This window comes from Arthrobacter sp. Y3223166 (assembly GCF_059090935.1).
This window is the reverse complement of sequence record NZ_JBNHGE010000009.1, coordinates 67,443-92,216: the sequence shown is the minus strand read 5'-3', so window position 1 is coordinate 92,216 and position 24,774 is coordinate 67,443. Positions and strand designations below refer to the sequence as shown.

At 69.7% G+C, this 24,774-nt stretch carries 23 protein-coding genes and 1 riboswitch; of the genes, 1 reads left to right on the top strand and 22 read right to left on the bottom strand.

Annotated features, from left to right (window positions below):
* Positions 1-9: 9 nt before the first annotated feature.
* The 10 genes from AC5RUH_RS06800 to hisI form a co-directional block, all read right to left on the bottom strand.
* Positions 10-1,470: a glutamate synthase subunit beta gene (locus tag AC5RUH_RS06800; protein ID WP_494128206.1), complete on the bottom strand. Its 1,461-nt coding sequence runs from the start codon at positions 1,468-1,470 to the stop codon at positions 10-12.
* Positions 1,463-6,094 (bottom strand): glutamate synthase large subunit, encoded by a 4,632-nt coding sequence (gltB, locus tag AC5RUH_RS06795; RefSeq protein ID WP_494128205.1) that lies wholly within the window; start codon positions 6,092-6,094, stop codon positions 1,463-1,465. The genes AC5RUH_RS06800 and gltB overlap by 8 nt, the downstream gene beginning before the upstream one ends.
* 489 nt (positions 6,095-6,583) lie before the next feature.
* Positions 6,584-7,810: a prolipoprotein diacylglyceryl transferase gene (gene lgt / locus AC5RUH_RS06790; RefSeq protein ID WP_494128204.1), complete on the bottom strand. Its 1,227-nt coding sequence runs from the start codon at positions 7,808-7,810 to the stop codon at positions 6,584-6,586.
* 74 nt (positions 7,811-7,884) lie between these two features.
* Complete coding sequence (trpA, locus tag AC5RUH_RS06785) at positions 7,885-8,688, bottom strand: tryptophan synthase subunit alpha (RefSeq protein ID WP_494025854.1); 804 nt, start codon at positions 8,686-8,688, stop codon at positions 7,885-7,887.
* Positions 8,685-10,013 carry a tryptophan synthase subunit beta gene (gene trpB / locus AC5RUH_RS06780; RefSeq protein ID WP_494023169.1) on the bottom strand — a complete coding sequence of 443 codons (1,329 nt, stop codon included), beginning with the start codon at positions 10,011-10,013 and terminating at the stop codon, positions 8,685-8,687. The genes trpA and trpB overlap by 4 nt, the downstream gene beginning before the upstream one ends.
* Before the next feature lie 89 nt (positions 10,014-10,102).
* A complete protein-coding gene (gene trpC, locus AC5RUH_RS06775) occupies positions 10,103-10,921 on the bottom strand; it encodes an indole-3-glycerol phosphate synthase TrpC (protein WP_494128203.1) in 819 nt (272 codons plus the stop codon).
* 2 nt (positions 10,922-10,923) lie between these two features.
* Positions 10,924-11,205, bottom strand: a complete 282-nt coding sequence (locus tag AC5RUH_RS06770; RefSeq protein WP_493999592.1) for an HGxxPAAW family protein — start codon at positions 11,203-11,205, stop codon at positions 10,924-10,926.
* Between the two features lie 119 nt (positions 11,206-11,324).
* Complete coding sequence (locus tag AC5RUH_RS06765) at positions 11,325-11,969, bottom strand: Trp biosynthesis-associated membrane protein (protein WP_494023171.1); 645 nt, start codon at positions 11,967-11,969, stop codon at positions 11,325-11,327.
* Positions 11,966-13,537 (bottom strand): anthranilate synthase component I, encoded by a 1,572-nt coding sequence (locus tag AC5RUH_RS06760; protein WP_494023172.1) that lies wholly within the window; start codon positions 13,535-13,537, stop codon positions 11,966-11,968. Before AC5RUH_RS06760 ends, AC5RUH_RS06765 begins: the two co-directional genes overlap by 4 nt.
* A gap of 54 nt (positions 13,538-13,591) precedes the next feature.
* The gene (gene hisI, locus AC5RUH_RS06755) at positions 13,592-14,032 is read right to left on the bottom strand and encodes a phosphoribosyl-AMP cyclohydrolase (protein WP_494025850.1); all 441 of its coding nucleotides are present in this window, start codon (positions 14,030-14,032) and stop codon (positions 13,592-13,594) included.
* Between the two features lie 107 nt (positions 14,033-14,139).
* Here hisI and AC5RUH_RS06750 point away from each other — a divergent pair, with 107 nt between their 5' ends.
* Complete coding sequence (locus AC5RUH_RS06750; protein ID WP_493999588.1) at positions 14,140-14,784, top strand: TIGR03085 family metal-binding protein; 645 nt, start codon at positions 14,140-14,142, stop codon at positions 14,782-14,784.
* Positions 14,785-14,810: 26 nt separating this feature from the next.
* Here the strand turns inward: AC5RUH_RS06750 and hisF are convergent, their stop codons facing one another.
* The 12 genes from hisF to fmt form a co-directional block, all read right to left on the bottom strand.
* Complete coding sequence (hisF, locus tag AC5RUH_RS06745) at positions 14,811-15,581, bottom strand: imidazole glycerol phosphate synthase subunit HisF (protein ID WP_493999587.1); 771 nt, start codon at positions 15,579-15,581, stop codon at positions 14,811-14,813.
* 17 nt (positions 15,582-15,598) lie between these two features.
* Positions 15,599-16,444 (bottom strand): ATP phosphoribosyltransferase, encoded by an 846-nt coding sequence (gene hisG / locus AC5RUH_RS06740; protein ID WP_493999586.1) that lies wholly within the window; start codon positions 16,442-16,444, stop codon positions 15,599-15,601.
* Between the two features lie 97 nt (positions 16,445-16,541).
* Positions 16,542-16,805, bottom strand: coding sequence for a phosphoribosyl-ATP diphosphatase (locus tag AC5RUH_RS06735; RefSeq protein WP_493977843.1), 264 nt, complete (start codon positions 16,803-16,805; stop codon positions 16,542-16,544).
* Positions 16,806-16,952: 147 nt separating this feature from the next.
* Positions 16,953-17,438 carry a 6,7-dimethyl-8-ribityllumazine synthase gene (gene ribH, locus AC5RUH_RS06730; RefSeq protein WP_493999585.1) on the bottom strand — a complete coding sequence of 162 codons (486 nt, stop codon included), beginning with the start codon at positions 17,436-17,438 and terminating at the stop codon, positions 16,953-16,955.
* A gap of 60 nt (positions 17,439-17,498) precedes the next feature.
* The gene (gene ribA / locus AC5RUH_RS06725; protein WP_493999584.1) at positions 17,499-18,149 is read right to left on the bottom strand and encodes a GTP cyclohydrolase II; all 651 of its coding nucleotides are present in this window, start codon (positions 18,147-18,149) and stop codon (positions 17,499-17,501) included.
* Positions 18,139-18,813, bottom strand: a complete 675-nt coding sequence (gene ribB / locus AC5RUH_RS06720; RefSeq protein WP_493999583.1) for a 3,4-dihydroxy-2-butanone-4-phosphate synthase — start codon at positions 18,811-18,813, stop codon at positions 18,139-18,141. The genes ribA and ribB overlap by 11 nt, the downstream gene beginning before the upstream one ends.
* A complete protein-coding gene (locus AC5RUH_RS06715; protein WP_493999582.1) occupies positions 18,810-19,436 on the bottom strand; it encodes a riboflavin synthase in 627 nt (208 codons plus the stop codon). The genes ribB and AC5RUH_RS06715 overlap by 4 nt, the downstream gene beginning before the upstream one ends.
* A complete protein-coding gene (gene ribD, locus AC5RUH_RS06710) occupies positions 19,437-20,525 on the bottom strand; it encodes a bifunctional diaminohydroxyphosphoribosylaminopyrimidine deaminase/5-amino-6-(5-phosphoribosylamino)uracil reductase RibD (RefSeq protein WP_494128202.1) in 1,089 nt (362 codons plus the stop codon). It abuts the gene before it with no gap.
* Positions 20,525-21,235 carry a nicotinamide riboside transporter PnuC gene (gene pnuC, locus AC5RUH_RS06705; protein ID WP_494128201.1) on the bottom strand — a complete coding sequence of 237 codons (711 nt, stop codon included), beginning with the start codon at positions 21,233-21,235 and terminating at the stop codon, positions 20,525-20,527. The genes ribD and pnuC overlap by 1 nt, the downstream gene beginning before the upstream one ends.
* Before the next feature lie 107 nt (positions 21,236-21,342).
* Positions 21,343-21,489: riboswitch (FMN riboswitch) on the bottom strand.
* An 81-nt stretch (positions 21,490-21,570) separates the two neighbouring features.
* Complete coding sequence (gene rpe, locus AC5RUH_RS06700; RefSeq protein ID WP_494128200.1) at positions 21,571-22,239, bottom strand: ribulose-phosphate 3-epimerase; 669 nt, start codon at positions 22,237-22,239, stop codon at positions 21,571-21,573.
* 53 nt (positions 22,240-22,292) lie between these two features.
* The gene (locus AC5RUH_RS06695) at positions 22,293-23,843 is read right to left on the bottom strand and encodes an RsmB/NOP family class I SAM-dependent RNA methyltransferase (RefSeq protein WP_494128199.1); all 1,551 of its coding nucleotides are present in this window, start codon (positions 23,841-23,843) and stop codon (positions 22,293-22,295) included.
* A complete protein-coding gene (gene fmt / locus AC5RUH_RS06690; protein ID WP_494074545.1) occupies positions 23,840-24,769 on the bottom strand; it encodes a methionyl-tRNA formyltransferase in 930 nt (309 codons plus the stop codon). Before fmt ends, AC5RUH_RS06695 begins: the two co-directional genes overlap by 4 nt.
* Positions 24,770-24,774 lie beyond the last annotated feature (5 nt).

The following is a 24,774-nucleotide window of genomic DNA, read 5'->3' as shown; positions in this document are numbered from 1 at the left end:
GGGCCGCCGCTAGGGCAGCACCGCGATCGCACGGTCTTGCGGGGCCACCGGTGCAGGCAGCCGCGTGGTACCGGTCAGCCACCGGTCGACGGCGGCGGCGCAGGCGCGCCCCTCGGCGATCGCCCACACGATCAAGGACTGTCCGCGCCCGGCGTCGCCGGCCACGAAGATGCCCCCGGCGCCGGTCATGTAGCCGCCGTCGCGGGCGACGTTCCCGCGCTCGTCGAAGGACGCGTTGACCTGCGCGTCGATCCCGGCATGCTCCGGACCGGTGAAGCCCAGGGACAGGAACACCAGGTCCGCCGGGATCTCCCGCTCCGTGCCGGGCTTGGGCACCCGCCTGCCGTCCACGAACTCGGTCTCGGCGACCTTCAGTGCGGTGAGCACGCCGTTCTCGCCCACGAACTCCACGGTGGAGGCGAGGTAGGTCCGCTCGCCGCCTTCCTCGTGGGCGCTGGCCACTTCGAACAGCGTGGGGAATGTCGGCCACGGCTGGTGCGAAGCACGCTGTGCCGGCGGCTGCTTGCCGATGGCCAGGGTAGTAACCGAGGACGCCTGCTGCCGGTGCGCGGTGCCGAGGCAGTCCGCGCCGGTGTCGCCGCCGCCCAGGATCACCACGTGCTTGCCCCGGGCGTCGATCTGGTCCGGGACCGCCTCGCCGGCCACCACCCGGTTGGCCTGCACCAGGTAGTCCATGGCGAAGTGCACGCCGGACAGCCCGCGCCCGGGGATCGGCAGGTCCCGTGGCACGGTGGCACCGGTCGCGATCACCACGGCGTCGTAGCGTCGGCGCAGCTGATCCCAGCTGATGTCCTTGCCCGCCTCGATGCCGGTGCGGAACCGCGTGCCCTCGGCCCGCATCTGCTCCAGCCGGCGGTCCAGGTAGTGCTTCTCCATCTTGAAGTCGGGAATGCCGTAACGCAGCAAACCGCCCACCTTGTCGTCGCGCTCGTACACCGCCACGGTGTGGCCGGCCCGCGTCAGCTGCTGCGCCGTGGCCAGCCCCGCGGGGCCGGATCCGACGATGGCGATCGTGTGACCGGTCAGCCGCTCCGGCGCGTGCGGAGTCACCCAGCCCTGGTCGAAGGCTTCCTCGATGACGGAGACTTCCACCTGCTTGATGGTCACCGCCGGCTGGTTGATGCCCAGCACGCAGGCCGCCTCGCACGGCGCCGGGCACAGCCGGCCGGTGAATTCGGGGAAGTTGTTGGTGGCGTGCAGCCGCTCGATCGCCTCCTGGTCCTTGCCGCGCCAGGTCAGGTCGTTCCACTCCGGGATCAGGTTCGCCAGCGGGCAGCCCTGGTGGCAGAACGGGATGCCGCAGTCCATGCAGCGGCCGGCCTGGCTGCGGAGCACGCCCTTCTCCTGCGCCTCGTAGACTTCCTTCCAGTCCATGATCCGCACGGGAACAGGACGGCGGGGCTGGGTCTGGCGTTCTCGAACTTTCATAAATCCGCGTGGGTCAGCCACCGGTTACCTCCAGGATTCGGGTCCAGACAACGTCGCCGTCGGGGTCGAGCCCTTCGGCTTCGGCGTTCGCCCGGGCTTGCAGCACCGCCGCGTAGTCGCGCGGCAGCACCTTGGTGATGCGGGCCAGGGTCCCTTCGAGGTCCTCGAGCAGGCGCCCGGCGAGCCGGGAACCGGTCTCCTCCGCATGTTTCTTCAACAGGGTGGCGATGGTCCCTTCGTCCGCCGGGTCCGGCCGCAGCAGCTGCAATTCGCCGTTGCCGGTGCTCTGCGTGTTCAGCATGCCGGGGTCCAGGTCCAGCACGTAGGCCACGCCGCCGGACATGCCGGCGCCGAAGTTGCGGCCGGTCCGGCCCAGGACCAGGGCCAGTCCCCCGGTCATGTACTCGCAGCCGTGGTCGCCGATTCCTTCGACGACGGCGGTGGCGCCCGAGTTCCGGACCAGGAACCGCTCGCCCACCTGGCCGCGCAGGAACATCTCGCCGCTGGTGGCGCCGTAACCGATGACGTTGCCCGCAATCACGTTGCGTTCGGACGCGAACGTGTTGGCCCGGTCCGGCCGGACGATAATCCGTCCGCCGGAGAGCCCCTTGCCGACGTAGTCGTTCGAGTCGCCGAGCAGCCGCAGGGTGATGCCGGCGGGCAGGAAGGCGCCCAGCGACTGCCCGGCCTGTCCGGTCAGCGTCACGTCGATGGTGTCGTCCGCCAGGGTTTCGATGCCGAAACGCCTGGTCACTTCGTGGCCGAGCATCGTGCCCACGGCCCGGTCGGTGTTGATCACGTCCAGGCTGATCCGCACCGGTTCGCGGTTGGTCAGCGCGTCCGAGCTCATGGCGATCAGCTGGTTGTCGAAGTGCTTGTCCAGTTCGTGGTTCTGCGTGGTCATGTTGCGCAGCGGGATGTCGGAATCGGTGCCGTAGCCGCGCAGGATCGGTGACAGGTCCAGGCCGTCGGCCTTCCAGTGGTCGAGTGCTTCGCGGGTGTCCAACAGCTCCGCGTGGCCGATGGCCTCGGCCAGGCTGCGGAAGCCCAGTCCGGCCAGCAGTTCGCGCACTTCCTCCGCAATGAACTCGAAGAAGTTCACCACGAACTCGGGCTTGCCGGTGAACCGGCGGCGGAGTTCCGGGTTCTGCGTGGCAACCCCCACGGGGCAGGTGTCCAGGTGGCAGACGCGCATCATGATGCAGCCGGAGACCACCAGCGGCGCCGTCGCGAAGCCGAACTCCTCGCCGCCCAGCAGCGCCGCGATCACCACGTCGCGGCCGCTCTTCAGCTGCCCGTCCACCTGCACGACCACCCGGTCCCGCAGCCCGTTGAGCATCAGCGTCTGCTGCGTCTCGGCCAGCCCCAGTTCCCAGGGCGCTCCGGCATGTTTGAGCGAGTTCAGCGGGCTCGCCCCGGTGCCGCCGTCGTGCCCCGAGACGAGGACGACGTCGGCCTTCGCCTTGGTCACGCCGGCCGCCACGGTGCCGATCCCGACCTCGGACACCAGCTTCACATGCACGCGCGCCGAGGGGTTGGAGCGCTTCAGGTCGTAGATCAGCTGCGCCAGGTCCTCGATCGAGTAGATGTCGTGGTGCGGCGGCGGCGAGATCAGGCCCACGCCCGGTGTCGAATGCCTGGTCCGGGCCACCCACGGGTAAACCTTCTGGCTCATCAGTTGGCCGCCCTCGCCGGGTTTGGCTCCCTGGGCCATTTTGATCTGGAGGTCCTCCGCGTTGGTCAGGTACAGGCTGGTGACGCCGAACCGGCCGGAGGCCACCTGCTTGATCGCCGAACGGCGCTCCGGGTCCAGCAGCCGGTCCACGTCCTCGCCGCCCTCGCCGGTGTTCGATTTCCCGCCCAGCCGGTTCATGGCGATGGCGAGCGTTTCGTGCGCCTCCTGCGAGATGGAGCCGTAGCTCATGGCCCCCGTGGAGAACCGCTTGACGATGCTGGAGACCGGTTCGACCTCCTCCAGCGGCACGGGCGGGCGGGCGCCGGCCTTGAACTTCAACAGGCCGCGGAGCGTCATCAGGTCCTTCGCCTGGTCGTCCACGCCGCGGGTGTACGCCTTGAACACGTCGTAGCGCCGTTCACGGGTGGCATGCTGCAGCCGGAACACCGTTTCCGGGTTGAACAGGTGCGGCGGTCCTTCACGGCGCCACTGATACTCGCCGCCGTTCTCGAGGGACCGGTGGGGGTCTTCGATCCCGTCGGCGGGGTAGGCCTGGGCGTGACGCGCCGCGGCCTCGGCGGCGATGACGTCCAGGCCCACGCCGCCGAGCTGCGACTGGGTGCCGGCAAAGTACTGGTCGACCAGGGATTGGGCGAGCCCGATCGCTTCGAACGTCTGGGCACCGCAGTAGGAGGGGACGGTGGAAATGCCCATCTTGGACATGATCTTCAGGACGCCCTTGCCCAGGCCCTTGATCAGGTTCTGCACGGCCTGGGCCGCGGTGACGCCCTGGAGGTCGCCGTTGCGCACCAGTTCCTCGCAGCTTTCCATCGCCAAATACGGATTGACGGCGGAAGCGCCGTACCCGATGAGGGCGGCCACGTGGTGGACCTCACGCACGTCGCCGGCTTCCACCAGCAGCGAGATCTTGGTCCGGTTGGCACTCTTGAGCAGGTGGTGGTGCACGGCGCTGGTCAGCAGCAGCGACGGGATGGGCGCCCATTGGGCATTCGAGTCCCGGTCCGAGAGCACGATGAACTTCACGCCGCGGTTGACGGCGCCGGAGACCTTTTCGCAGATCTCCTGCAGCCGGGCGGCCAATTCGGCGGCGCCGCCGTCCGGCCGGTAGAGGCCACTCACCTTCAGTGCGAGGCGGCTGCCCTCCTCGTCTTCCATCGCGGCGATCTTGGCCAGTTCGTCGTTGTTGATCACGGGGAAGTTCAGCGCCACCTGGGTGGTGCGAACCTGGCCGGTCGCCAGCAGGTTGCCGTCGGGGCCGATCGACGAACGCAGCGAGGTCACGAGTTCTTCGCGGATGGCGTCCAGCGGAGGGTTGGTCACCTGGGCGAAAGACTGCACGAAGTAGTCGAACAGCAGCCGAGGGCGCTTGGACAACACCGCGATCGGGGTGTCGGTGCCCATGGCCCCCAGCGGTTCGGCGCCGGTGCGGGCCATTGGGCCCAGCAGGATCCGCAGCTCTTCCTGCGTGTAGCCGAAGGTCCGCTGGCGGAGGTTGACCGACGCGGCGGTGTGCACCACGTGCTCGCGTTCCGGCAGGTCCTCCAGCCGGATCATGTTGTCCTTGAGCCATTCGCCCCACGGGTTGGCGGCCGCGACGTCGGCCTTGATCTCCTCGTCCTCGACCAGCCGGCCGGCCTCGGTATCCACCAAAAACATCTTTCCCGGTGAGACCCGGCCCTTCCTGACCACCGTGGCGGGATCGATGTTGACGACCCCGACCTCCGAGGCCAGCACGACCAACCCGTCCTCGGTGACCCAGTAGCGGGCCGGGCGCAGGCCGTTGCGGTCGAGCACGGCCCCAACGAGCCGGCCGTCGGTGAAGGAAACGGCCGCGGGGCCGTCCCACGGCTCCATCAGCATCGAGTGGTACTGGTAGAAGGCACGGCGCTCAGGGTCCATCGTGGCGTGGTTCTCCCACGCCTCCGGAATCATCATCATGATCGCTTGCGTAATCGGGCGGCCCGCGAGCATCAGCAATTCGGCGACTTCGTCAAAAGAGGCGGAGTCGGAGGCGCCGGGCGTGCAAATGGGGAACAGCTCTTCCGGCGTGTCGCCCAGCAGGGGGCCCTTCAGCTGCGACTGGCGGGCCCGCATCCAGTTGCGGTTGCCCTTGACCGTATTGATCTCGCCGTTGTGCGCGATGGTGCGGAACGGCTGGGCCAGCGGCCACGAGGGGAACGTGTTGGTGGAGAAGCGGGAGTGGACGATACCCAGTTTCGTCTTGAAGCGAGGGTCGGAGAGGTCCGGGTAGAAGGGTTCCAGCTGCGCGGTGGTCAGCATTCCCTTGTAGACGATGGTCTTGGACGACAGCGACGGGAAATACACGCCGAACTTGTTTTGGGCGCGCTTGCGGACGCGGAAAACGCGGGCATCCACATCGCTGCTGCCGGCAGCGGCCGGGTCGAGGCCCAGGAACACTTGGGCAAAGTGGGGCATGCAGGACCGCGCCATGGCGCCGACCAGTTCGGCCACTACCGGGACGTCGCGCCAGCCGATGACTGTGAGGCCTTCGGAGGCGGCGATGGCCTCCACGCCGTCCCGCGCTACCGCCGCCTCAGACTCGTCACTGGGCAGGAACGCGGTTCCGGCGGCATACCGGCCGGCCGCCGGCAGTTCGAAGCCCACCACCGCGCGGAAGAATTCATCGGGGATCTGGGTGAGCAACCCGGCGCCGTCGCCGGTTCCTTCGTCGGCGCCGACCGCGCCGCGGTGTTCCAGATTACGCAGCGCCGTCAGCGCCGCGTCGACGATGTGGTGGCCCGGCCCGCCCCGGAGGGTGGCAATCACCGCCAGGCCGCAGGCGTCCTTTTCGTGGGCGGGGTCGTACAGACCGGTTTTTTCCGGGTAGGCGGCGAAACGACTGAACGGCGAGGGCACCGTGGTGTGCCGGCGTTCGTGTCCGCCGCCGAGGCTGCGCGGGGTACTCGACCCCTTGAACGGAGGAGTCATCTGAACTTCCTTCTCCTGGATGTAGGTGAGAAGGGGACGGCGCTGGCCCCGCCCGGGCCCGCTCGAGCAAGCAGGCCCGTGATCCATGGATTCTGTGGCCAGCTCACCCCGCACAGCGCATTCGGTGTCCAGGGGTCGGATGGGGCCGCCAGGATGAACTGTGCGGTCGATCGGCCACGGCCGCCGGGACCGCACTGGGTGGTGCGCCTGTCCGGCGGAGAATCCACGTCAGTGTGGTCGGTACGCCGCATGCCTGCGCCCGGTTGGTGGTCCGGGAGGTGCGTACTGATGGTTCGGCCCGACGGTGAGGGCGGACCGGCCGCGGAGCGAGTCTGTTCTGCGGTAGAGCGACGATAGCACGGCGGGGACCCCGCAACACAGGCTTTTCCGGTTTTTTACCGACCGCTTTTCGGATTGCCGGCGGCAGCCCGGAGCGCACGAAGCCGCCGGAACGTCAGATTGCTGCGTTCCGGCGGCTGCGCGGGGAAACTAGTTCTGGCTGCGGTTGTTGTCCGTCCTGAGCGGGTCGTTCCCGGCCGCGGCATCGGCGGCTTTGGGGGCATTGGCCGCATCGACGGGCTTGGCAGCATCCGCGGGGTTGGCAGCATCCGCGGGGTTGGCAGCATCCGCGGGCTTGGCGGCGGCCTCGGCTGAAGGATCTTCGTCCGCGGCAGGCTCCCCGGCCTTCGCGTCGGACGTCCCCGCAGCGGTTTCGGCCTTCTCCCCCGCGATCACGGAGGATCCTGCCCCGCCGGCGCGGGATCCGCCGTCGTGCTTGGAGGCGTTCTCCTGCCGAGCCGCGGCCTGCCCGGATTCGGCCCCTTCCGCGACTGCCGAGGGCTCACGGCCCGGCAGGTACAGGGAGTCGGTCTCCACGGTCCGCGGACGGCGCGCCAGCACGATGAAGATCACGACGGCGGCGACCAGCAGCAGCAGCGACGTCCAGACGTTCAACCGCTGGGTGATGCCGAAGATCGTGATCATTTCGGCATCGTCGATGCGCAGCATTTCGATCCAAACCCGGCCGAGGGTATAGAACGCGACGTACAGCCAGAACAGCATGCCGCGGCGGAACTTGAAGCGCCGGTCCAGGAGCAGCAGCAGCGCCACGCCCGCCAGGTTCCACAGGGACTCATAGAGGAAGGTGGGGTGGAACAGCGTGCCCGGTTCCGCGTCGGCCGGGAAGTTGGGGTTGTCGGCGTCGATCTCCAGGCCCCAGGGCAGCGTGGTGGGGGCGCCGAAGAGTTCCTGGTTAAACCAGTTGCCCCAGCGGCCGATCGCCTGTGCCAGCAGCACGCCGGGTGCGGCGGCATCCATGAAGGCCGGCAGCTTGAAGCCGGCCCGGCGGCAGCCGATCCAGGCACCGACCAGGCCCAGTGCCACCGCTCCCCAGATTCCGAGCCCGCCGCGCCAGATCTGCGGGATCAGGCCGAGGTCGCCGTTCGGCCCGAAGTAGGCGTCGGGCGAGGAGAACACGTGGTAGAGACGGCCGCCGACGATGCCGAACGGGATGGCCCAGATGGCCACGTCCCAGATGAATTCTTCCGGCCCGCCGCGGGCCTTCCAACGGCGGTGGGTGAGCCAGATGGCCGCGACGATGCCCAGCAGGATGCACAGCGCGTACGCATGGATGGTGAGCGGGCCGATGCTGAATCCGGACCAGCCGGGGCTGGGGATGGAGGCCGGTACGGCCGTTGCGATAGTCGTGCTGTACACCAGGTGAGTCCTCTTGGCCGAAAGTTGCGGGTCGGGCGCGGCCCGCGGCAAACCGCTGGCCACCGGTTATTCTGTCAGGCCCGGGCTGTGCCTTCGCTTAGCCGCGCCGCGAGCTTGCCCAGTGCCGGCACGCCGGCGTTGCCGAGTTCGGCCACCAGCGCGGTGCCCACGATGGCGCCCTCGGCATACGCGCCGATCTCGCGCACGTGCTCGGGGCTGGAGACGCCCAGGCCGACGCAGACCCGTTCGGCTCCGGCCTCGTGCGCCGACCGGACCACGCGCTCGGCGGCGCCGGAAACGCTCTCGCGGGCGCCGGTGACGCCCATGATCGACACCGCGTAGACAAAACCGCGGCTGGCCTTGACCGTCATCGCCATCCGCTCCGGGGAGGAGGACGGGGCGACCAGGAACACGCGGTCCAGCCCGTACTTGTCCGAAGCTTCGAACCATTCGGCCGCCTCGTCCGGAATCAGGTCCGGGGTGATCAGCCCGGCGCCGCCGGCCTCGGCCAGCCGGCGGGAGAACTCGTCTACGCCCATCCGCAGCACCGGATTCCAGTACGTCATCACCAGCACGGCGGCGTCGCAGCGGGCGGTGATGCCGGCGACGATGTCGAACACCTGGCTGACCCGGAAGCCGTCCTTCAGCGCCTGCACGGTGGCGGCCTGGATGACGGCGCCGTCCATCACCGGGTCGGAGTACGGGATGCCGATCTCAATGACGTCGACGCCGTTCTCCGCCAGCGCAACGGCGGCGTCGATGGTGGTCTGGACGTCGGGGTAGCCGGCCGGCAGATAGCCGATCAGGGCGGTCCGGCCGTCGGCCAGGGCCCGGTCGATGGCCGCGGCCGATTTGCTGGCGGTGGCGGTATTGTTCACAGCTGCTCTCCTTCGGAGCCGATTTCGGCCTCGGGCGATTCGTCCGGCAGCAGGCCGAACCACTCCGCCGCGGTGGCGACGTCCTTGTCGCCCCGGCCGGAAAGATTCACGACGATGATGACGTCCTGCGGATGATCCTTGCCCTCGGTCAGGCGCTTGCCCACCCGCAGCGCCCCGGCCAGGGCGTGCGACGACTCGATGGCCGGGATGATGCCCTCGGTGCGGCAGAGCAGCCGGAAAGCGTCCATCGCCTCGCTGTCGGTGACCGGCTCGTAGCTGGCCCGGCCGATGTCCGACAGGTAGGAATGCTCGGGCCCGACACCGGGATAGTCCAGCCCGGCCGAGATCGAATGCGACTCGATGGTCTGGCCGTCTTCATCCTGCATGAGGTAGGAGCGCGCGCCGTGCAGCACGCCGGGCCGGCCCAGCGTGATGGTTGCGGCATGGCGGCCGGTGTCGACGCCGTCGCCGCCGGCCTCAAAGCCGTACAGCGCGACGTTCCGGTCGTCGAGGAAGCCGTGGAAGATGCCGATGGCGTTCGAACCGCCCCCGATGCAGGCGCAGACGGCGTCCGGAAGCCGGCCGGTCTGGTCCAGGATCTGCGCGCGGGCTTCCTCGCCGATGACTTCGTGGAAATAGCGGACGAGCGCCGGGAAGGGGTGGGCGCCGGCGGCGGTGCCCAGCAGGTAGTGGGTGTTGTGCACGTTGGCCACCCAGTCGCGCAGGGCCTCGTTGATGGCGTCCTTGAGCGTCTGCGACCCGGCGGTGACGGGCACGACGGTGGCTCCGAGCAGCTCCATCCGGGCCACGTTCAGGGCCTGCCGGCGCGTGTCCTCGGCACCCATGTAGACCACGCACTCCATGCCGAGCAGTGCGGCGGCGGTGGCGCTGGCCACGCCGTGCTGGCCGGCACCGGTCTCCGCAATGATGCGCGTCTTGCCCATCCGCTGGGCCAGCAGGGCCTGGCCCAGCACGTTGTTGATCTTGTGGGAGCCGGTATGGTTCAGGTCCTCGCGCTTGAGGAAGATCCGGGCGCCGCCGGCATGCCGGGAGAAGCGCTTGGCTTCGGTCAGCAGCGAGGGCCGGCCCGAATAGTTCTTGTTCAGCTCGGCGACCTGGGCAATGAACTCCGGGTCTGCCTTGGCCTTGTCGAAGGTGTCTTCCAGTTCGTCCAGCGCAGCAATCAGGGATTCCGGCATCCAGCGCCCGCCGAAGGCACCGAAATACGGGCCGGGGGCATGGCGGAGGCTGCCGCCGGCCAGGAAGGCATCGGCCGGTTCCTGGGTGTTTCCGGGCTCCGCCGGGGTATCGGGGCTCTGCGTCATGGCCGTCCTGTCTGTTACTGGAGGCAGGACGGCCAGCCGCAACCGGCCTGCCTGCCCCTGGGGATTCTTAAGTTGTGTGGCGCGTTGGTTCAGCCGCGCGCGGCAATGGCCTCGGCGCCCGCCGCGCCGAATTCGGCGACGGCGGCTTCCGGATCGCCCGTGATGACCAGCGCCTCGCCCACCAGGACGGCGTCGGCGCCCTGCGTGGCGTAGTCGCGCACGTCGTCCACTCCGCGGACTCCGGATTCGGCCACCACCACGGCGCCGGTGGGGATCCGGCCCGCCAATCCGGCGAACACCGAGCGGTCCACATCCAGGGTCTTCAGGTTGCGGACGTTCACGCCGATGATGCGTGCGTCCACGGCGACGGCGCGGTCGATTTCTTCGGCGGTATGCGTCTCCACCAGGGCCTCCATGCCCAGTTCGTGGGTCAGCGCCAGCAAGGCCTTCAGCCGTTCGTCGTCCAGTGCGGCGACGATCAGCAGCACCAGGTCGGCGCCGTGGGCGCGTGCCTCGAAGATCTGGTATTCGTCGACGTTGAAGTCCTTGCGCAGCAGCGGAACGTCCACCGCGGCGCGCACCGCGTCGAAGTCGGCCAGCGAGCCGTTGAACCGGCGCTGCTCCGTCAACACGCTGATCACGGCGGCACCGCCGCGTTCGTAACCGGCGGCCAGTTCGGCGGGATCGGCGATGGACGCCAGGTCGCCTTTGGAGGGGCTCTTGCGCTTGACCTCGGCGATCACCTTGAGCGCGGTTCGCGGCGAATCGTTGCCGCCCAGGGCCGCGTAAGCATCACGCGGGGCCGGCGCGGCCGCGGCCAGCCGCTGGATCTGCGCCAACGGAACCTGGGCGCGCCGGGACTCGAGGTCTTCGCGGACTCCAACGATGATGTCGTCGAGAACGGTCACGTTCAGTGTCCGCTGCCCTGGATCTTGCTGCCGTCCACGCCGTAGCCGACCTTCTTCATGATCCAGCCGACGATCAGGCCAATGAACATGATTGCCACGCCGGCCCAGAAGACCGGGGACGAGGCCATGGCGAAGCCGATGCCTCCCACGATGGAGCCCAAGATCATGATGAGCACGCAGGTCCAGGCGGCGGGGCTGTTGCCGTGGCCGATGACCTCGTCGTGGATGCTGCCTGCCGGATCCGTCTTCATCGCGGTTTCGGTGGCGGTGGCCTGGTTGCCCATGGTGTATCTCCCTCTAAAAACGGTTCTGCTACTTCATTCTGCCATTGTTTGCGGGCCCGGCAGGCCAGTGTGACACGGCTGCCGGCGGCCCCGCTGCCCGGTGCCGGGCGGCCGGCGGTTCAGTCGGTCGGGTCGTTGCCCCGGCTGAGCTGGTCCCAGCTGTCGATTTCATCCACGCTGCCGGCCCGGTCGGACGGCATGCCGTCGGCCTGCCGCTCGGTTGCCGGCACGTACTTCTTCGACGCGGCCCAGGAACGCCCGGCCGCCAGCAGCCAGACGGCCGTCAGCAACAGCAGGACACCGGCGGCGGCGCCCAGGTACGGGAAGACCGTGATGCCGACGGCGGCCTCTCCCCCGATCTGCCCGGTCGCCTCCCCGATCGCCGCCGAAGCGGCCCCGGCCGGGTTGGCGATCACCGTGAGGCTTGCGGCACAGATGCCGATGCCGGCCGCGGCCAGCAGCACGGCGATCACGATGCGGGCGATCCGGCCGGCGATGGAAGCGGCCAAGGCGGCGGCCAGTGCCACCAGCGCCAGGGCCGTCACCGCGGTAGCGGCGTCGCTGCCGGGCACGCTCACGTCGGGGGTCTGCACCCGGGTCCCCGGGAACCGGGCCGTGAGCCAGGTTTGCGTCGTGGTGCCAAAGGCGGCCAGCGACATCACGACGGCGGCGAGCACCACCGTGCCCTTGCGCCGCCAACGCGCGGCGGCAGGCCGTGGCGCCGGTGCCGCGTCCCGGGCCGGGGAGGTGTTCTCTTCGCTCATTGCTGCCCCTTGACCGGTACGTGTGCCGGGTTGGCCGGGTGGAGCCGCGATGCCAGGGTCACTGCCCGCAGCGGCGCCGCCGCCTTGTTCACGGTCTCCAGCGCCTCGGCCTCCGGCTGGGAGTCGGCCACGATCCCGCCGCCGGACTGGACGTAGGCGACGCCGCCGCGCAGCAGCGCCGAGCGGATGGCGATGGCCATGTCCATGTCCCCGGCAAAGTCCAGGTAGCCCACCACGCCGCCGTAGATGCCGCGGCGGTGCGGTTCCAGTTCGTCCAACAGCCTCAGGGCGCGGGGTTTGGGCGCACCGGAGAGCGTGCCCGCCGGGAACGTCGCGGCCAGCACGTCGTAGGCGCTCTTGTCCGGCGACAGACGGCCGACCACGGTGGAGACCAGATGCATGATGTGGCTGAATTTCTCCACCTCCATGAACTGCGTGACGTCGACGCTGCCGGGCGTGCAGACCTTGGAGATGTCGTTGCGGGCCAGGTCCACGAGCATCAGGTGCTCCGCGCGTTCCTTCTGGTCGGCCAGCAGCTCCTCCGCCAGTTCCTTGTCATGCTCCACGCTGTGCCCGCGGGGCCTGGATCCGGCGATCGGGTGGGTGATGACCTCGTCGCCGGTCAGCGTGACCAGTGCCTCCGGGGAGGACCCCACGATCGAGTAGCCCACGCCGTCGGCGTCTTCCAGGCTGAACAGGTACATGTAGGGGCTGGGGTTCAGGTTCCGCAGCACACGGTAGACGTCGAGGGCCTCGGCCGAACATTCGGCCTCGAACCGGCGCGAGATCACCACCTGGAACACTTCGCCGTCGACGATTGCTTCCTTGCCGCGGTCCACGGCCGCCAAATACTTCTCCCGGGCCCAGCGGTGGGTCACGCTGTTCATCAGGTCGGCTGTTTCCAGGGCGGCGTCTTCCAGCACCGACACCTGCTGCGCGAGCGGTTCAGCGAGCTGCGCCAGCAGGTGTTTGGCGCGTTTCACGGCGTCCAGCCATGCCTCGTCCACGCGCTCGTCGCGGTTGTCGAAGTTGATGGCGTTGGCGATCAGCGTGACCGTGCCTTCGGCGTTGTCGTGCACGGCGAGGTCGGTGACAAGGTTCATGGCCAGTTCCGGCAGGTTCAGGTCGTCTTCCGGCGGGGACGTCAGCTTCTCCCAGTGCCGCACGGCCTCCCAGCCGACGAATCCCACCAGCCCGGACGTCAGCGGCGGGAGCGAGTCGAACCGTTCGGTCCGCAGCGCCTCCACCGTGCCGCGCAGGGCCTCCACCGGGTTGCCGGTGCGCGGCACGCCCACCGGCGGCTCCCCCAGCCAGTGCGCCTGCCCGTCCCTGGTCGTGAGCGTGGCGCGCGAGTTGGCACCAATGAAGGAATAGCGGGACCAGACTCCGCCGACGGCGGCCGACTCCAACAGGAAGGTTCCCGGCCGGGAATCGGCCAGCCTGCGGTAGATGGAAATGGGGGTCTGGTCATCGGCGAGCACCTTGATGGAGACCGGGATGACCCTGCGGTCGCGGGCAAGCGCGCGGAATTCCTCCAGGCTGGGGCTGATGACGCCAAGGTCCTGCATGCGTTATCTGTCTTTCGCTTCAGTGGCTGATACTGCGGTGGTCAGGGGGCCGGTTCAGGTGCCGGATGCTCCTTGGCTGGCGTCCGGGTCGGCGCTGTGGCCGGCGACGGCGTCGAGCCCCCGGCCGTCAAAGCAGGTGCGGGTGCCGGTGTGGCAGGCGGCGCCGACCTGGTCTACCCGGACCAACAGGGCGTCGCCGTCGCAGTCCAGGGCCACCGACTTGACGAACTGCACGTGGCCGGAGGTGTCGCCCTTGCGCCAGTACTCCCGGCGCGAGCGCGAGTAGAAGGTCACGCGGCCGCTGGTCAAGGTGCGGTGCAGCGCCTCGTCATCCATCCAGCCCAGCATCAGCACCTCACCGGAGTCGAACTGCTGGACGATCGCGGCGACCAGGCCGGCGGAGTCGCGCTTGAGCCGGTCGGCGACGGCTGGGTCGAGGGCCGTTGCGCCGGCCCCGGACGGCACTGTTGTGGGGGAATCAGACTCGGAAGGCATCCCTACAAGTCTAGTGCCAAGTCCCGGAGGCTCCCGCCCGCGCGGGCGCGGGCGCACGTACACATTTATCGGCCCGCAAGCGCCTCCTTCGTGCTAGGTTCAGAGTGATGCATTACGTAAATCCGTCCCGTGAAGTCCTGGCCGAGACCTTGCTGGCTGCCGGGCCGGACTCACCCACCCTGTGCGAGGGGTGGAAGACCGCCGAACTGGCCGCCCACCTGTACATCCGTGAACATCGAGTGGGTGCCGCCCTCGGCCTGGCCTTTAAGCCGCTGGCCAGGGTTTCGGACGAGGCCACCCGCAAGGTGGCGGACACAGCCCGGGAACCGGCCGGCTACGCCAAGCTGGTGGAAGCCTTCCGCGCGGGCCCGCCGGCCTGGTCCCCGTTCAGGGTGCCGGCCGTGGACACGGTGGCCAACCTGGTGGAATTCTTCGTCCACACCGAAGACATCCGCCGGGCCACCGACCGCTGGGCGCCGCGGGCGCTGGACGAGGACTATTCGGCGGCACTGTGGGACGAACTGGTTAAGCGGGCGGCCTTGCTGTACCGGGGAGTGGACCTGGGCATCGTGCTCGTGCGTCCGGACGGCCCGCGGCACGTGGCCAAGCGGGCACCCGTCTCGGTGGCCATCGGCGGAGAACCGGGCGAACTGCTGATGCATGCGTCCGGCCGGACCAGGCATGCGCTGGTCACCTTCGAGGGCCAGGCCGATGCCGTGGCCCTGCTGGACAGCGCCGAAATCGGCCTCTGACCCTTCCGCTTCCCCGGCTCCGGGACTCACCGGACCGGGTAGCCCGCGTCCCGGATCGCCTGCTTGACCTGCGCGATGGCGTCGTCGGGCCCGAAATGGAAGACCGAGGCGGCCAGCACCGCGTCCGCCCCCGCGGCGACGGCCGGGGGGAAATGCGCGGGCTTCCCGGCACCGCCGGAAGCAATCAGCGGGACCTTCACCGCCGCCCGTACGGCCCGGATCATCTCCAGGTCGAACCCGTCCTTCGTTCCGTCAGCATCGATGGAGTTGAGCAACAACTCCCCCACTCCCCGGTCGGCCGCCTCGCGGGCCCACTGCACCGCGTCGATCCCCGTGCCCTTGCGGCCGCCGTGCGTGGTGACTTCGAATCCGGAGGCCACCGAGGGGTCATCGGTCCGGCGGGCATCCAGCGAGAGCACCAGCACCTGGGAACCGAAATGGCGGGTGATTTCGTCGATCACATCGGGCCGGGCGACCGCGGCGGTGTTGATGGCGGCCTTGTCCGCCCCGAAGCGCAGCAGTTTGTCGACGTCGGCGACCTCGCGCACGCCGCCGCCCACGGTCAGCGGGATGAAGACTTCCTCCGCGGTGCGGGCCACGACGTCGAACGTCGTTTCGCGGTTGCCGGAGGAGGCGGTGACGTCCAGAAAGGTCAACTCGTCGGCTCCGGCACGGTCGTACCGGTGCGCCAGTTCCACCGGGTCACCGGCGTCGCGCAGGCCTTCGAAATTAATTCCCTTGACTACGCGTCCGGCGTCGACGTCCAGGCAGGGGATCACACGGATGGCAACAGTCATGGCTTACTCCGGGGCAGTCAGATGCGGCAGGCGTGGATGGTGCTGACCAGGATGGCCCGGGCACCGAGATCGTAGAGCTCGTCCATGATGCGGTTGGTCTGCGTGCGGCGGACCATCGAGCGCACGGCCACCCAGCCGGTATCGCGCAGCGGCGAGATGGTCGGTGACTCCAGCCCCGGGGTCAGCGCCGCGGCGGCGTCCACGAGGTCCTTGCGGATGTCGTAGTCCATCATGACGTACTCGCGGGCAACAATCACGCCGCGCAGCCGGCGCATCAGCACGTCCAGCCCATTGGCCGGGGTCTCCCCCGCGCGGCCGATCAGCACGGCCTCGGACTTCAGGATGGGGTCCCCGAAGATTTCCATCCCGGCGGCCCGGAGCGTGTTGCCGGTCTCCACGACGTCTGCAATCGCGTCGGCAACGCCGAGGCGCACGGAGGACTCCACCGCGCCGTCCAGCCGGACGACGGAGGCGTCGATCCCGTGCTCGGCCAGGTAGCTGCGCAGCAGCCCGTCATAGCTGGTGGCCAGGCGCTTGCCGTTCAGTTGCGCGGCACTGGTGAACTCGCCGAGCGGACCGGCGAACCGGAACGTGGACGCCGCGAAGCCGAGGTTCATCAGCTCGACGGCGTCCACCTGTGCGTCCAGAAACAGGTCACGTCCGGTGATGCCGACGTCAAGGGTGCCGGAGCCTACGTAGACGGCGATGTCGCGCGGGCGGAGGAAAAAAAACTCAATGTCGTTGTCGGCATCGGTCATGACCAGTTCGCGGCTGTCGCGGCGCTGGAGGTAGCCGGCCTCGCCCAGCATGGCGGAGGCGGCTTCGGACAGGGAACCTTTGTTGGGAACAGCTACACGCAGCATGTGGGGGTCTTTCTGGGATCGTCTCGGCCGCAGCAGGGCCTCGCAAGTGTGGAACAGGCCTGGGTCTGGGCGGGCGCCGCGCAGGGGCGGCGTCCCGCTACAGATGCTTGTAGACGTCTTCCAGCCGCAGGCCCTTGGCGATCATCAGGACCTGCAGGTGGTAGAGGAGCTGGGAGATTTCCTCGGCGGCGGCTTCGTCGGATTCGTGTTCGGCTGCCATCCAGACTTCGGCGGCCTCTTCGACGACCTTCTTCCCGATTCCGTGGATGCCGGAATCCAGCTCGGCTACCGTACGGGAGCCCTCCGGGCGCTGCTGCGCCTTTTCGCTCAGTTCCGCAAACAGGGATTCGAAGGATTTCACGCCCTTTAGACTACGTCAGGAGCGCGTGGGGGCGGCAAACCGCCGTTCCCATTGTGACGAATGCCTCCGGCGCCGCGCGGCGGTCCGTTTCAGATGCGGCGCCGCGCGACGGTCCGCCTCGGACGCCGCGCCGTGCCGCTGCCCGCCTTAGACGCCGAGGCCTCGGAGCGTGGCCGCGGTCGCCAGGGCGGCGGTCACCGCTTCGTGGCCCTTGTCCTCGCTGGAGCCCGCCAAACCGGCGCGGTCCAGGCCTTGCTGCTCGGTGTCGCAGGTAAGCACCCCGAATCCCACCGGGGTGCCGGTCTGCACGCTGACGCTGGTCAGGCCCTCGGTGGCGGCCTGGCAGACGTACTCGAAGTGCGGCGTCCCGCCGCGGATCACGACGCCGAGCGCCACCACGGCGTCATAGTGGGGCGCCAGCCGGGCGGCGGCGACGGGCAGCTCGAAAGCCCCCGGCACCCGGACCAGGGCCGGTTCCCCGATGCCCGCCTCGGTTGCCGCCCGCAGCGCGCCGTCGACCAGCCCGTCCATGATCTCGGTGTGCCAACTGGCGGCGACTATGGCGAGCTTTAGCGCGCCGGTCTCCGCCTGCAGGCCGGTGATGTCGATGGTGGGTGCTCCGTGTCCGCTCATGTTCTTCCTTCGTGAAACTCTCGTCGGTGGTTGTTGGTGGGTGCTTGCCTGGCGCAGGCGTCAGCTCTGCTGCACGGGCGTTGTCTGCAGGACGGCCAGCCGGTGGTCCATGCGGTCCCGCTTGGTCTCCAGGTAGCGGCGGTTCTGCTCCCGGAAGGGAACCTCCGCGGCCACCATCTCGACCACATCGATGCCCAGCGCCGCCAGCATGCTGCTCTTGGCCGGATTGTTGCTCAGCAGCCGGATGGCGCCGATGCCCATCGCCCGCAGGATGGCGGCGGCGGCGGAGTAGTCCCGCGCGTCCACGGGCAGGCCCAGCTGCTCGTTGGCCTCCACCGTATCGGCGCCGGCTTCCTGCAGCGCGTAGGCCCGCATCTTGTTGGCCAGCCCGATGCCGCGCCCCTCCTGGCCGCGCAGGTACAGGACCGTCCCGCCGTGCTCTCCGATCATGGCCAGCGCCTGCTCCAATTGCTCGCCGCAGTCGCAGCGGTAGGAGGCGAACACGTCGCCGGTCAGGCATTCGGAGTGCAGCCGGACCAGAGGTTCGGCCGCCGGACTGACCTGCGAGGTGATGCTCAGGTGCTCCACGCCGGTGGCGGCATCGGTCCACGCCTGGGCGGTGAAGCTGCCGAAGGCCGTGGGCAGCTGGACCGCGGGCCCGCCCTCGACCGTGGCGGCCGGAGTCTTTTCGCGGATGTCCTTACCGTCCATGGTTCGCCGCCTTCGGCAGGCCGGCGGTGTCCGCGTTCCCGGCCAGGTGGTTCGCGAGGTCCTCGATCGAAACCAGCGGGCAGCCGTGCTCGTCGGCAAAGGCGCGCAGCGCCGGCAGGCGCATCATGTCCCCTTCATCGTGCACCAGTTCCGCGATGACGCCCACCGGCGCACGCCCGCCCAGCCGGCACAGGTCCACGGCGGCTTCGGTGTGTCCGCGCCGCGCGAGCACGCCGCCGTCGACCGCCCGCAGCGGGAAGACATGCCCGGGCCGGGTCAGGTCGGCGGCAGTGCTGTCCGCCGCCGCCAGCACCACGGCGGTGCGCGCACGGTCGGCGGAACTGATGCCGGTGGTCACGCCGTCGGCCGCGTCGCAGGAAACCGTGTAGGCCGTTCCCTTGGCATCCTGGTTGACTTCGACCATGGGCGGCAGCCCCAGTTCGTCGGCTCGCGCCGCCGGCAGTGGCACGCAGATGACGCCCGAGGTATAGCGGATGGTCCAGCCCATCAGTTCGGGGGTCGCGGCGTCGGCGGCAAAGATGATGTCGCCTTCGTTTTCCCGGTCCTCGTCATCAACGACGACGACGGGGCGGCCGGCGGCGACCGCCGCCACAGCGGCTTCGATCGTGTCGAGCGCGATCCGCGGCTCCACCGCGGCGCTCATGCCCTGGCTCCGGTGGTGAAGGCCAGGAGCCGTTCGGCGTACTTGGCGAGGACGTCCACTTCCAGGTTGACGCTGTCGCCGGGCTGTTTCGCGCCCAGGCCGGTGTCGGCCAGCGTGGTGGGAATCAGGCCGACTTCGAAGAACTGCGTCGCGGCACCGGCATCGCTGACGTTCGTGACCGTCAGCGAGACGCCGTCGACGGCGATGGAGCCCTTCTCCGCGATGTAACGGGCCAGCTCCACGGGAACGGTGAAGCGCAGCCGCTCCCAGTCGCCCAGGTCCTCGCGTTCGGCCAGCGTGCCGACACCGTCCACGTGCCCCTGAACCACATGTCCGTCCAGCCGTCCGCCGGCCGGGACGCAGCGTTCCAGGTTGACCGGCTGCCCCGGACGGAGCGAACCGGTGGTGGTGCGTGTGAGGGTCTCCCCCATCACGTCCACGCTGACCCGGCTGCCGTCCAGCGCGACTGCGGTCAGGCACACGCCGTTGACGGCGATCGATCCGCCGAGCCCGAGCCCGGCAGCCGTTTCGGGGGCGGTGAAGGTCAGCACTGCGCTGTCAGTGGCCGGACTCAGGTCCAGCGATTCAACGCGCCCTTGTTCCGCGATGATTCCGGTAAACATTCATTTGCCTTTCTGAGTGCCGTGGGACGGCAGGGGTTCCAGGTGCAGGCGCAGGTCCGCGCCCAGGATTCGGGTGCTGCCGCCGGCCGTGTCCCAACGCCAGCGGCCGGCCTCGGACAGCGTCCCGATGCCGAGGTCGGCCACCGCACGGGTGCCGGCGCCGAGCATCAGGGGTGCCAGGTAGAGCACGAGTTCGTCGACCAGGTCGGCGCGAAGGAAAGCCGAGGCGACGGTAGCTCCGCCCTCGATCATCGCGTGGCCGATGCCGCGCCGTGCCAGTTCGGCCAGGACTTCGGCCGGGTCGTGGGTCGCCAGTTGCAGGAAGCGGCCATCGGTGCCGCGGACCGCGGCGTCTGCCGCGACCTTTCGGCGCCCCATCACCACGCGCAGCGGCTGGCCCGGAGTTTCGTGTCCGGCCCGGTCGCGGGCGGTGAGCCTCGGGTTGTCGGCCGCGATGGTTCCGTTGCCGGCGATGATGGCGTCCGCGCGGGCGCGGATGCCGTGGCTGTCCGCCCGCGCCTCTTCCCCGGTGATCCATTGGCTGGTGCCGTCTGCCGCGGCAATCAGGCCGTCCACGGTCTGCGCGACGTGCAGGGTGGTGAACGGCCGCGCTTCCCGCCGGGCCTCGAACCAGCGATGGTTCAGGTCCAGCGCCTGCTCCCGCAGCAGTCCCGTGCGCACGGCGACGCCGGACTCGGCCAGCCGCTGCGCCCCGCCGGCGGCCGCCTCGGTGGGGTCGGCCGTGGCGTAGACCAGCGAGCCGATGCCCGCGTCCAGGATGGCGCCGGAACAGGGGCCGGTGCGGCCGCGGTGGTTGCACGGCTCCAGGGTCACCAGCATGGTGCAGTCCGCCAGGTCCGCGGCGCGCTCCGGGGACACGTTCGCCAGCGCATCGACTTCGGCGTGGGGTGTGCCGGCGCCCCGGTGGTAACCGATGCTGACCACCTCGCCCCGCGGGGCGATGATGGCGGCGCCCACGAGGGGGTTTGCTCCGCGCACGCCCTGCCGCGCGGCATCCAGCGCAAGCTCCATGGCGCGCTGCTCGGCCGGCGCGAAATCCCTGGCCGTGCCGACTGCCGCCTGGCCCATCACGCCTGCACCTGCTCGCCGGCCGGGCGCCCGATGCGCGGATCGGGATGCAGGGTTTCGACGCCGGGCTTGGCCTGCGCGTTGGCCCGCCACCAGACGAAGAATCCAACCAGCGTGAAGCCTCCGTAGAAGAGGTACATAAAGGCGCTGGCGTAGTAGCCGGCGCTAAACAGCAGCGGCACGCCCACAATGTCGACGGCCACCCAGATCAGCCAGAATTCGACCCAGCCGCGTGCCATGCCGTAGGTGGCCAGCAATGAACCGACGAAGGTCCAGGCATCGGCCCAGACCGGCTCGTAGGAGCCGAGGGCCGCGAAGATCGGGGTCAGGGCGACGGTGCCCAGGAGCAAGGCGGCGACCAGGCCCAGGCGCGCCTTGCCGCCGGCCCACTGCGGGGTGATGGCGTGGCCCTCGCCGCTGCGTGCGGAGCGCCAACGCATCCAGCCGTAGACGGCCACGGCGATGAACATGACCTGCCGGCCGGCCTGGCCCAGGAGGTTGGCGGTATTGGCGGAGCCGAAGAGCGACCCGAGGAATACGGTCAGCAGCAGCACGTTGCCGATGATGCCGACGGGCCAGGCCCACACCTTCCGGCGCATTCCGCCGAGCGCGCTGAGCAGGCCGAAGACGTTGCCCAGAACTTCGCGCAGCAGCAGAGCGCTGCCGGCTACGGGAATCTGGGCTTCAAAGAGCCACCGCAGAAAATCCATGCCGTTCCTTTCGAGCCGCGGCGGCTCCGGGGAACGACAGAGCGGAAGCTTCGGGGTCTCCGGGTCGCGGTCATCGACCGTACCCGGTGGCCCCATGGCTGCCACCTGTACGTGCTTCTCCCATCCAGACTTTAACTGTCGGTACCGGAATTTCACCGGTTCAACCGCTGCGTGAAGTTCCGGGCGGAACTCTCGGCAGCGGGTCGCGGACTATAACCGCCGGTTCGGACTTACACCGACCCCGGAGCACGTTTGTGTTTGCGTAACTATGCTCTCACAACTGCCTTGTGGCACGTTCCATTCCGTCACAACCTGTAACACCGGTCACAGGAGCCTCAGGATTGGGGTTGCCGGCCGGCCGCGGCCCGCAGCGAGGCGATGGCCTGCTCCGGATCGTCCTTGCCGTACACGGCGGATCCGGCCACGAAGACGGTGGCGCCGGCCTCGGCGGCCCGCACGATGGTCTCTTCGGTGACGCCCCCGTCCACCTGGATCGCAACCGGGAGCCCCGAACCTGCCACGGCGCGCGCGGCCTTGCGGATCTTGGGCAGGGTCACGTCCAGGAAAGACTGCCCGCCGAAGCCCGGCTCGACCGTCATGATCAGCAGGAGGTCCATCTCCGGGAGCAAATCCAGATAAGGCTCGACGGCGGTGGCCGGCTTCAGCGCCATGCCCGCCTTGGCCCCGCGGGACCTCAGCTCCCTGGCCAGCCGGACCGGGGCCGCCGCCGCTTCCACATGGAAGGTCACGGATTCGATCCCCGCCTCGGCATACGCCGGCGCCCAGCGGTCCGGGTCGGCGATCATCAGGTGCGCGTCCAGGGGCAGGGTGCTGACTTCCCGGATCCGCTGCACCACCGGCAGCCCGATGGTCAGGTTCGGCACGAAATGGTTGTCCATCACGTCCACGTGCACGGCATCGGCGGTACTGATGCGCCGCAGTTCGGCTTCGAGGTTGACGAAATCGGCCGAGAGGATGCTGGGGTTGATGCAGCACTGTGCCATCGGTTGCTTGCCTGCCTGTCTGTGTGTCGAGGGATGTCGGAACCGGTGTTGGCCTAGTTGGTTCGGCGGAGCAGCGCCATGAACATGGCATCGGTGCCGTGCCGGTGCGGCCACAGCTGCGCCGTCGTCCCGCCGGCCCGGCCCACGGCGTCGCCGCCGGGTTGTCCTGCTTCCAAATGCCCGGGGAGGCTGACCCCGTCGAGGACGGAGGAGGTGTCCAGCAGTTCCAGCCCGGGATTCCGGCGCAGCAGGTCGGCGACCACCGCCGTCGTCTCCGCCGGGTGCGGGGAGCACGTCACGTAGGCGATCAGGCCCCCCGGCTTTGCGGCGGCCACGGCCGCGCCGAGCAGTTCGCGCTGCAGCGGCCCCAACTGGGCCACGTCGGAGGGCTTCCGGCGCCACCGCGACTCCGGGCGGCGGCGCAGGGCCCCCAACCCGGTGCAGGGCGCGTCCACCATGATCCGGTCGAACTGTCCGGCATACAGCTCGCCCACGTCGCGGCCGTCGCCGGTGCGGATCTCCCACACCCCGGCCGGTACCGGCGCCAGGGCCTTCCGGACCAGCTCGGCACGGTGTTCGGCCACCTCGTTTGCCAGCAGCGTGGCGCCCCGCTCGGCGGCCAGCGCGCCCAGCAGGGCGGCCTTGCCGCCGGGACCGGCGCACAGATCCAGCCAGCGCTCGCCCGGCGTCACCGGCGCGGCGGCGGCCAGGGCCAGCGCCACGAGTTGGGATCCGGCGTCCTGGACACGGGTGGTTCCGGCCCGCACGCTGGCCAGCCGGCCGAGGTCTCCGCCCGCATACAGGGCGGAACCCGCGACCAGTTCCCCGGGCTCCGCGCCGGCGTCGATCGCCTCGTCCAGCGAGCCCAGCCCGGGCAGCGCCACCAGATTTACGACCGGCGCGGCGTTGTCGGCCGCCAGCAGGTCTTCCAATTCGTCCACGCGGCGTCCGTGCCCCGCCAGGGACTGCCGCAGTGCCCGCACGACCCATTCCGGATGGCTGTGTTCCAGAGCCGCCGCCTTGACCGGGTCGGTCTCACCGGCGGTCAGCTCGGCGGTCCAGCCGTGCAGGTCCCGGGCGGTGACCTTGCGCAGGACGGCGTTGATCAGCGAGCCGGGGCCAGCGCCGATCACCGCGCGGGCCAGGCCGACGGTCTGGTCCAGGGCGGCGTGGGCCGGCACCCGCATGGCCAGCAGCTGGTGGGCACCGAGCCGGAGCGCATCGAGGATCGCGGGGTCCAGCTGGTCAAGCGGCCGGTCCACGCAGCGGGCCAGGATGGCATCGTATGTGCCCAAACCGCGGAGGGCGCCGTAGGCCAGCTCGGTGGCGAAGCCGGCGTCGCGCTTGTCCAGCCGGTGTTTGCGGATGCTCGCAGGCAGCACCAGGTTCGCGTACGCGTCGTCCCGTTCCACCGCGCGGAGCACCTCGAAGGCCGCCAGCCGGGCCGGGTCGGCCGCCCGCGTCCGCTGCGACGGAGCCGACCGGGAGTACTGCCTGGTGCCGCCGCGGTTTCGCTCCCGCCCCGCAGCATCACGGCGGCCGGCCCCCTGGCCGCCGCCGCCTTGGCGTCCGCTGTTCCGGCTGCCTTCATTCCGGCCGCTCATTCGAAGTGCACGTCCTCACGCTGTCCGAGCCCGCGGGCCCAATCTGCTGCATCCATCATTTTCTTGCCCGCCGGCTGGACCCTGTCCAGCTCCACGGCATGGGAACCGGTGCCCACGAGCGCCGAGGCCGACGAGCCGCCGGACAGCCTCACGGCCCCGGGCGGCAGCCCGCGGTGCTCCGGCCGCAGGCGTACCGGGCCCAGCTTGAAGCGCTGCCCGTCGAGCATGGTCCAGGCACCGGGTTCGGGAGTGACGCCGTTGATGCGGCGGCGGATGGCCAGCGCCGGCTGCCGCCAATCAATGTGACCGTCCTCCAGGGACAGCTTGGGCGCGAGGCTGACGTCGCCGGACTGCGCCACCGCCACTGCTGTGCCCGCGCCAACGGCCGCCAGGGTTTGCGACAGCAGCACGGCGCCGCTGTGGGAGAGCCGCTCCAGCACCTCGCCGCTGGTGTCCGCGGGGCGCAACGCCTCGGTCAGGGTGCCGTACACCGGGCCCGTATCCAGCCCCTTCTCCAGTTGGAAGGTGGAGGCGCCGACGACGTCGTCGCCGTTGATGATGGCGTGCTGCACCGGCGCGGCGCCGCGCCACGCGGGCAGGAGTGAGAAGTGCAGGTTGATCCAGCCGTGTTCGGGTATGCCGAGCGCGGCCTCCGGGACGAGGCCGCCGTAGGCCACGATGGCCGCCACATCCGGGGCGGCTGCCCGGATGGCATCGGCCGCGGCCGATCCGATCCGGTTGGCCCGGATCACCGGCACGCCGAGTTCCGCGGCGCGGGCCGCCACCGGCGAGGCGGTCAGGACGCGTTTACGCCCTACCGGCGCGTCCTCCCGGGTGAGCACGGCAACGATCTCGAAGCCATCCCCGACGAGCCGGTCGAGGGAGGGCACGGCCACGCCGGGAGTGCCGGCGAAGAGGACCCGCAAGCGCC

Coding starts and splice junctions, on each gene's coding strand:
- gltB (WP_494128205.1), bottom strand. CDS start 6,094: ATGACTCCTCCGTTCAAGGGGTCGAGTACCCCGCGCAGCCTCGGCGGC.
- trpB (WP_494023169.1), bottom strand. CDS start 10,013: ATGACGCAGAGCCCCGATACCCCGGCGGAGCCCGGAAACACCCAGGAA.
- AC5RUH_RS06770 (WP_493999592.1), bottom strand. CDS start 11,205: ATGGGCAACCAGGCCACCGCCACCGAAACCGCGATGAAGACGGATCCG.
- AC5RUH_RS06765 (WP_494023171.1), bottom strand. CDS start 11,969: ATGAGCGAAGAGAACACCTCCCCGGCCCGGGACGCGGCACCGGCGCCA.
- AC5RUH_RS06760 (WP_494023172.1), bottom strand. CDS start 13,537: ATGCAGGACCTTGGCGTCATCAGCCCCAGCCTGGAGGAATTCCGCGCG.
- hisI (WP_494025850.1), bottom strand. CDS start 14,032: ATGCCTTCCGAGTCTGATTCCCCCACAACAGTGCCGTCCGGGGCCGGC.
- AC5RUH_RS06750 (WP_493999588.1), top strand. CDS start 14,140: ATGCATTACGTAAATCCGTCCCGTGAAGTCCTGGCCGAGACCTTGCTG.
- hisF (WP_493999587.1), bottom strand. CDS start 15,581: ATGACTGTTGCCATCCGTGTGATCCCCTGCCTGGACGTCGACGCCGGA.
- hisG (WP_493999586.1), bottom strand. CDS start 16,444: ATGCTGCGTGTAGCTGTTCCCAACAAAGGTTCCCTGTCCGAAGCCGCC.
- ribH (WP_493999585.1), bottom strand. CDS start 17,438: ATGAGCGGACACGGAGCACCCACCATCGACATCACCGGCCTGCAGGCG.
- ribA (WP_493999584.1), bottom strand. CDS start 18,149: ATGGACGGTAAGGACATCCGCGAAAAGACTCCGGCCGCCACGGTCGAG.
- ribB (WP_493999583.1), bottom strand. CDS start 18,813: ATGAGCGCCGCGGTGGAGCCGCGGATCGCGCTCGACACGATCGAAGCC.
- AC5RUH_RS06715 (WP_493999582.1), bottom strand. CDS start 19,436: ATGTTTACCGGAATCATCGCGGAACAAGGGCGCGTTGAATCGCTGGAC.
- ribD (WP_494128202.1), bottom strand. CDS start 20,525: ATGGGCCAGGCGGCAGTCGGCACGGCCAGGGATTTCGCGCCGGCCGAG.
- pnuC (WP_494128201.1), bottom strand. CDS start 21,235: ATGGATTTTCTGCGGTGGCTCTTTGAAGCCCAGATTCCCGTAGCCGGC.
- rpe (WP_494128200.1), bottom strand. CDS start 22,239: ATGGCACAGTGCTGCATCAACCCCAGCATCCTCTCGGCCGATTTCGTC.
- AC5RUH_RS06695 (WP_494128199.1), bottom strand. CDS start 23,843: ATGAGCGGCCGGAATGAAGGCAGCCGGAACAGCGGACGCCAAGGCGGC.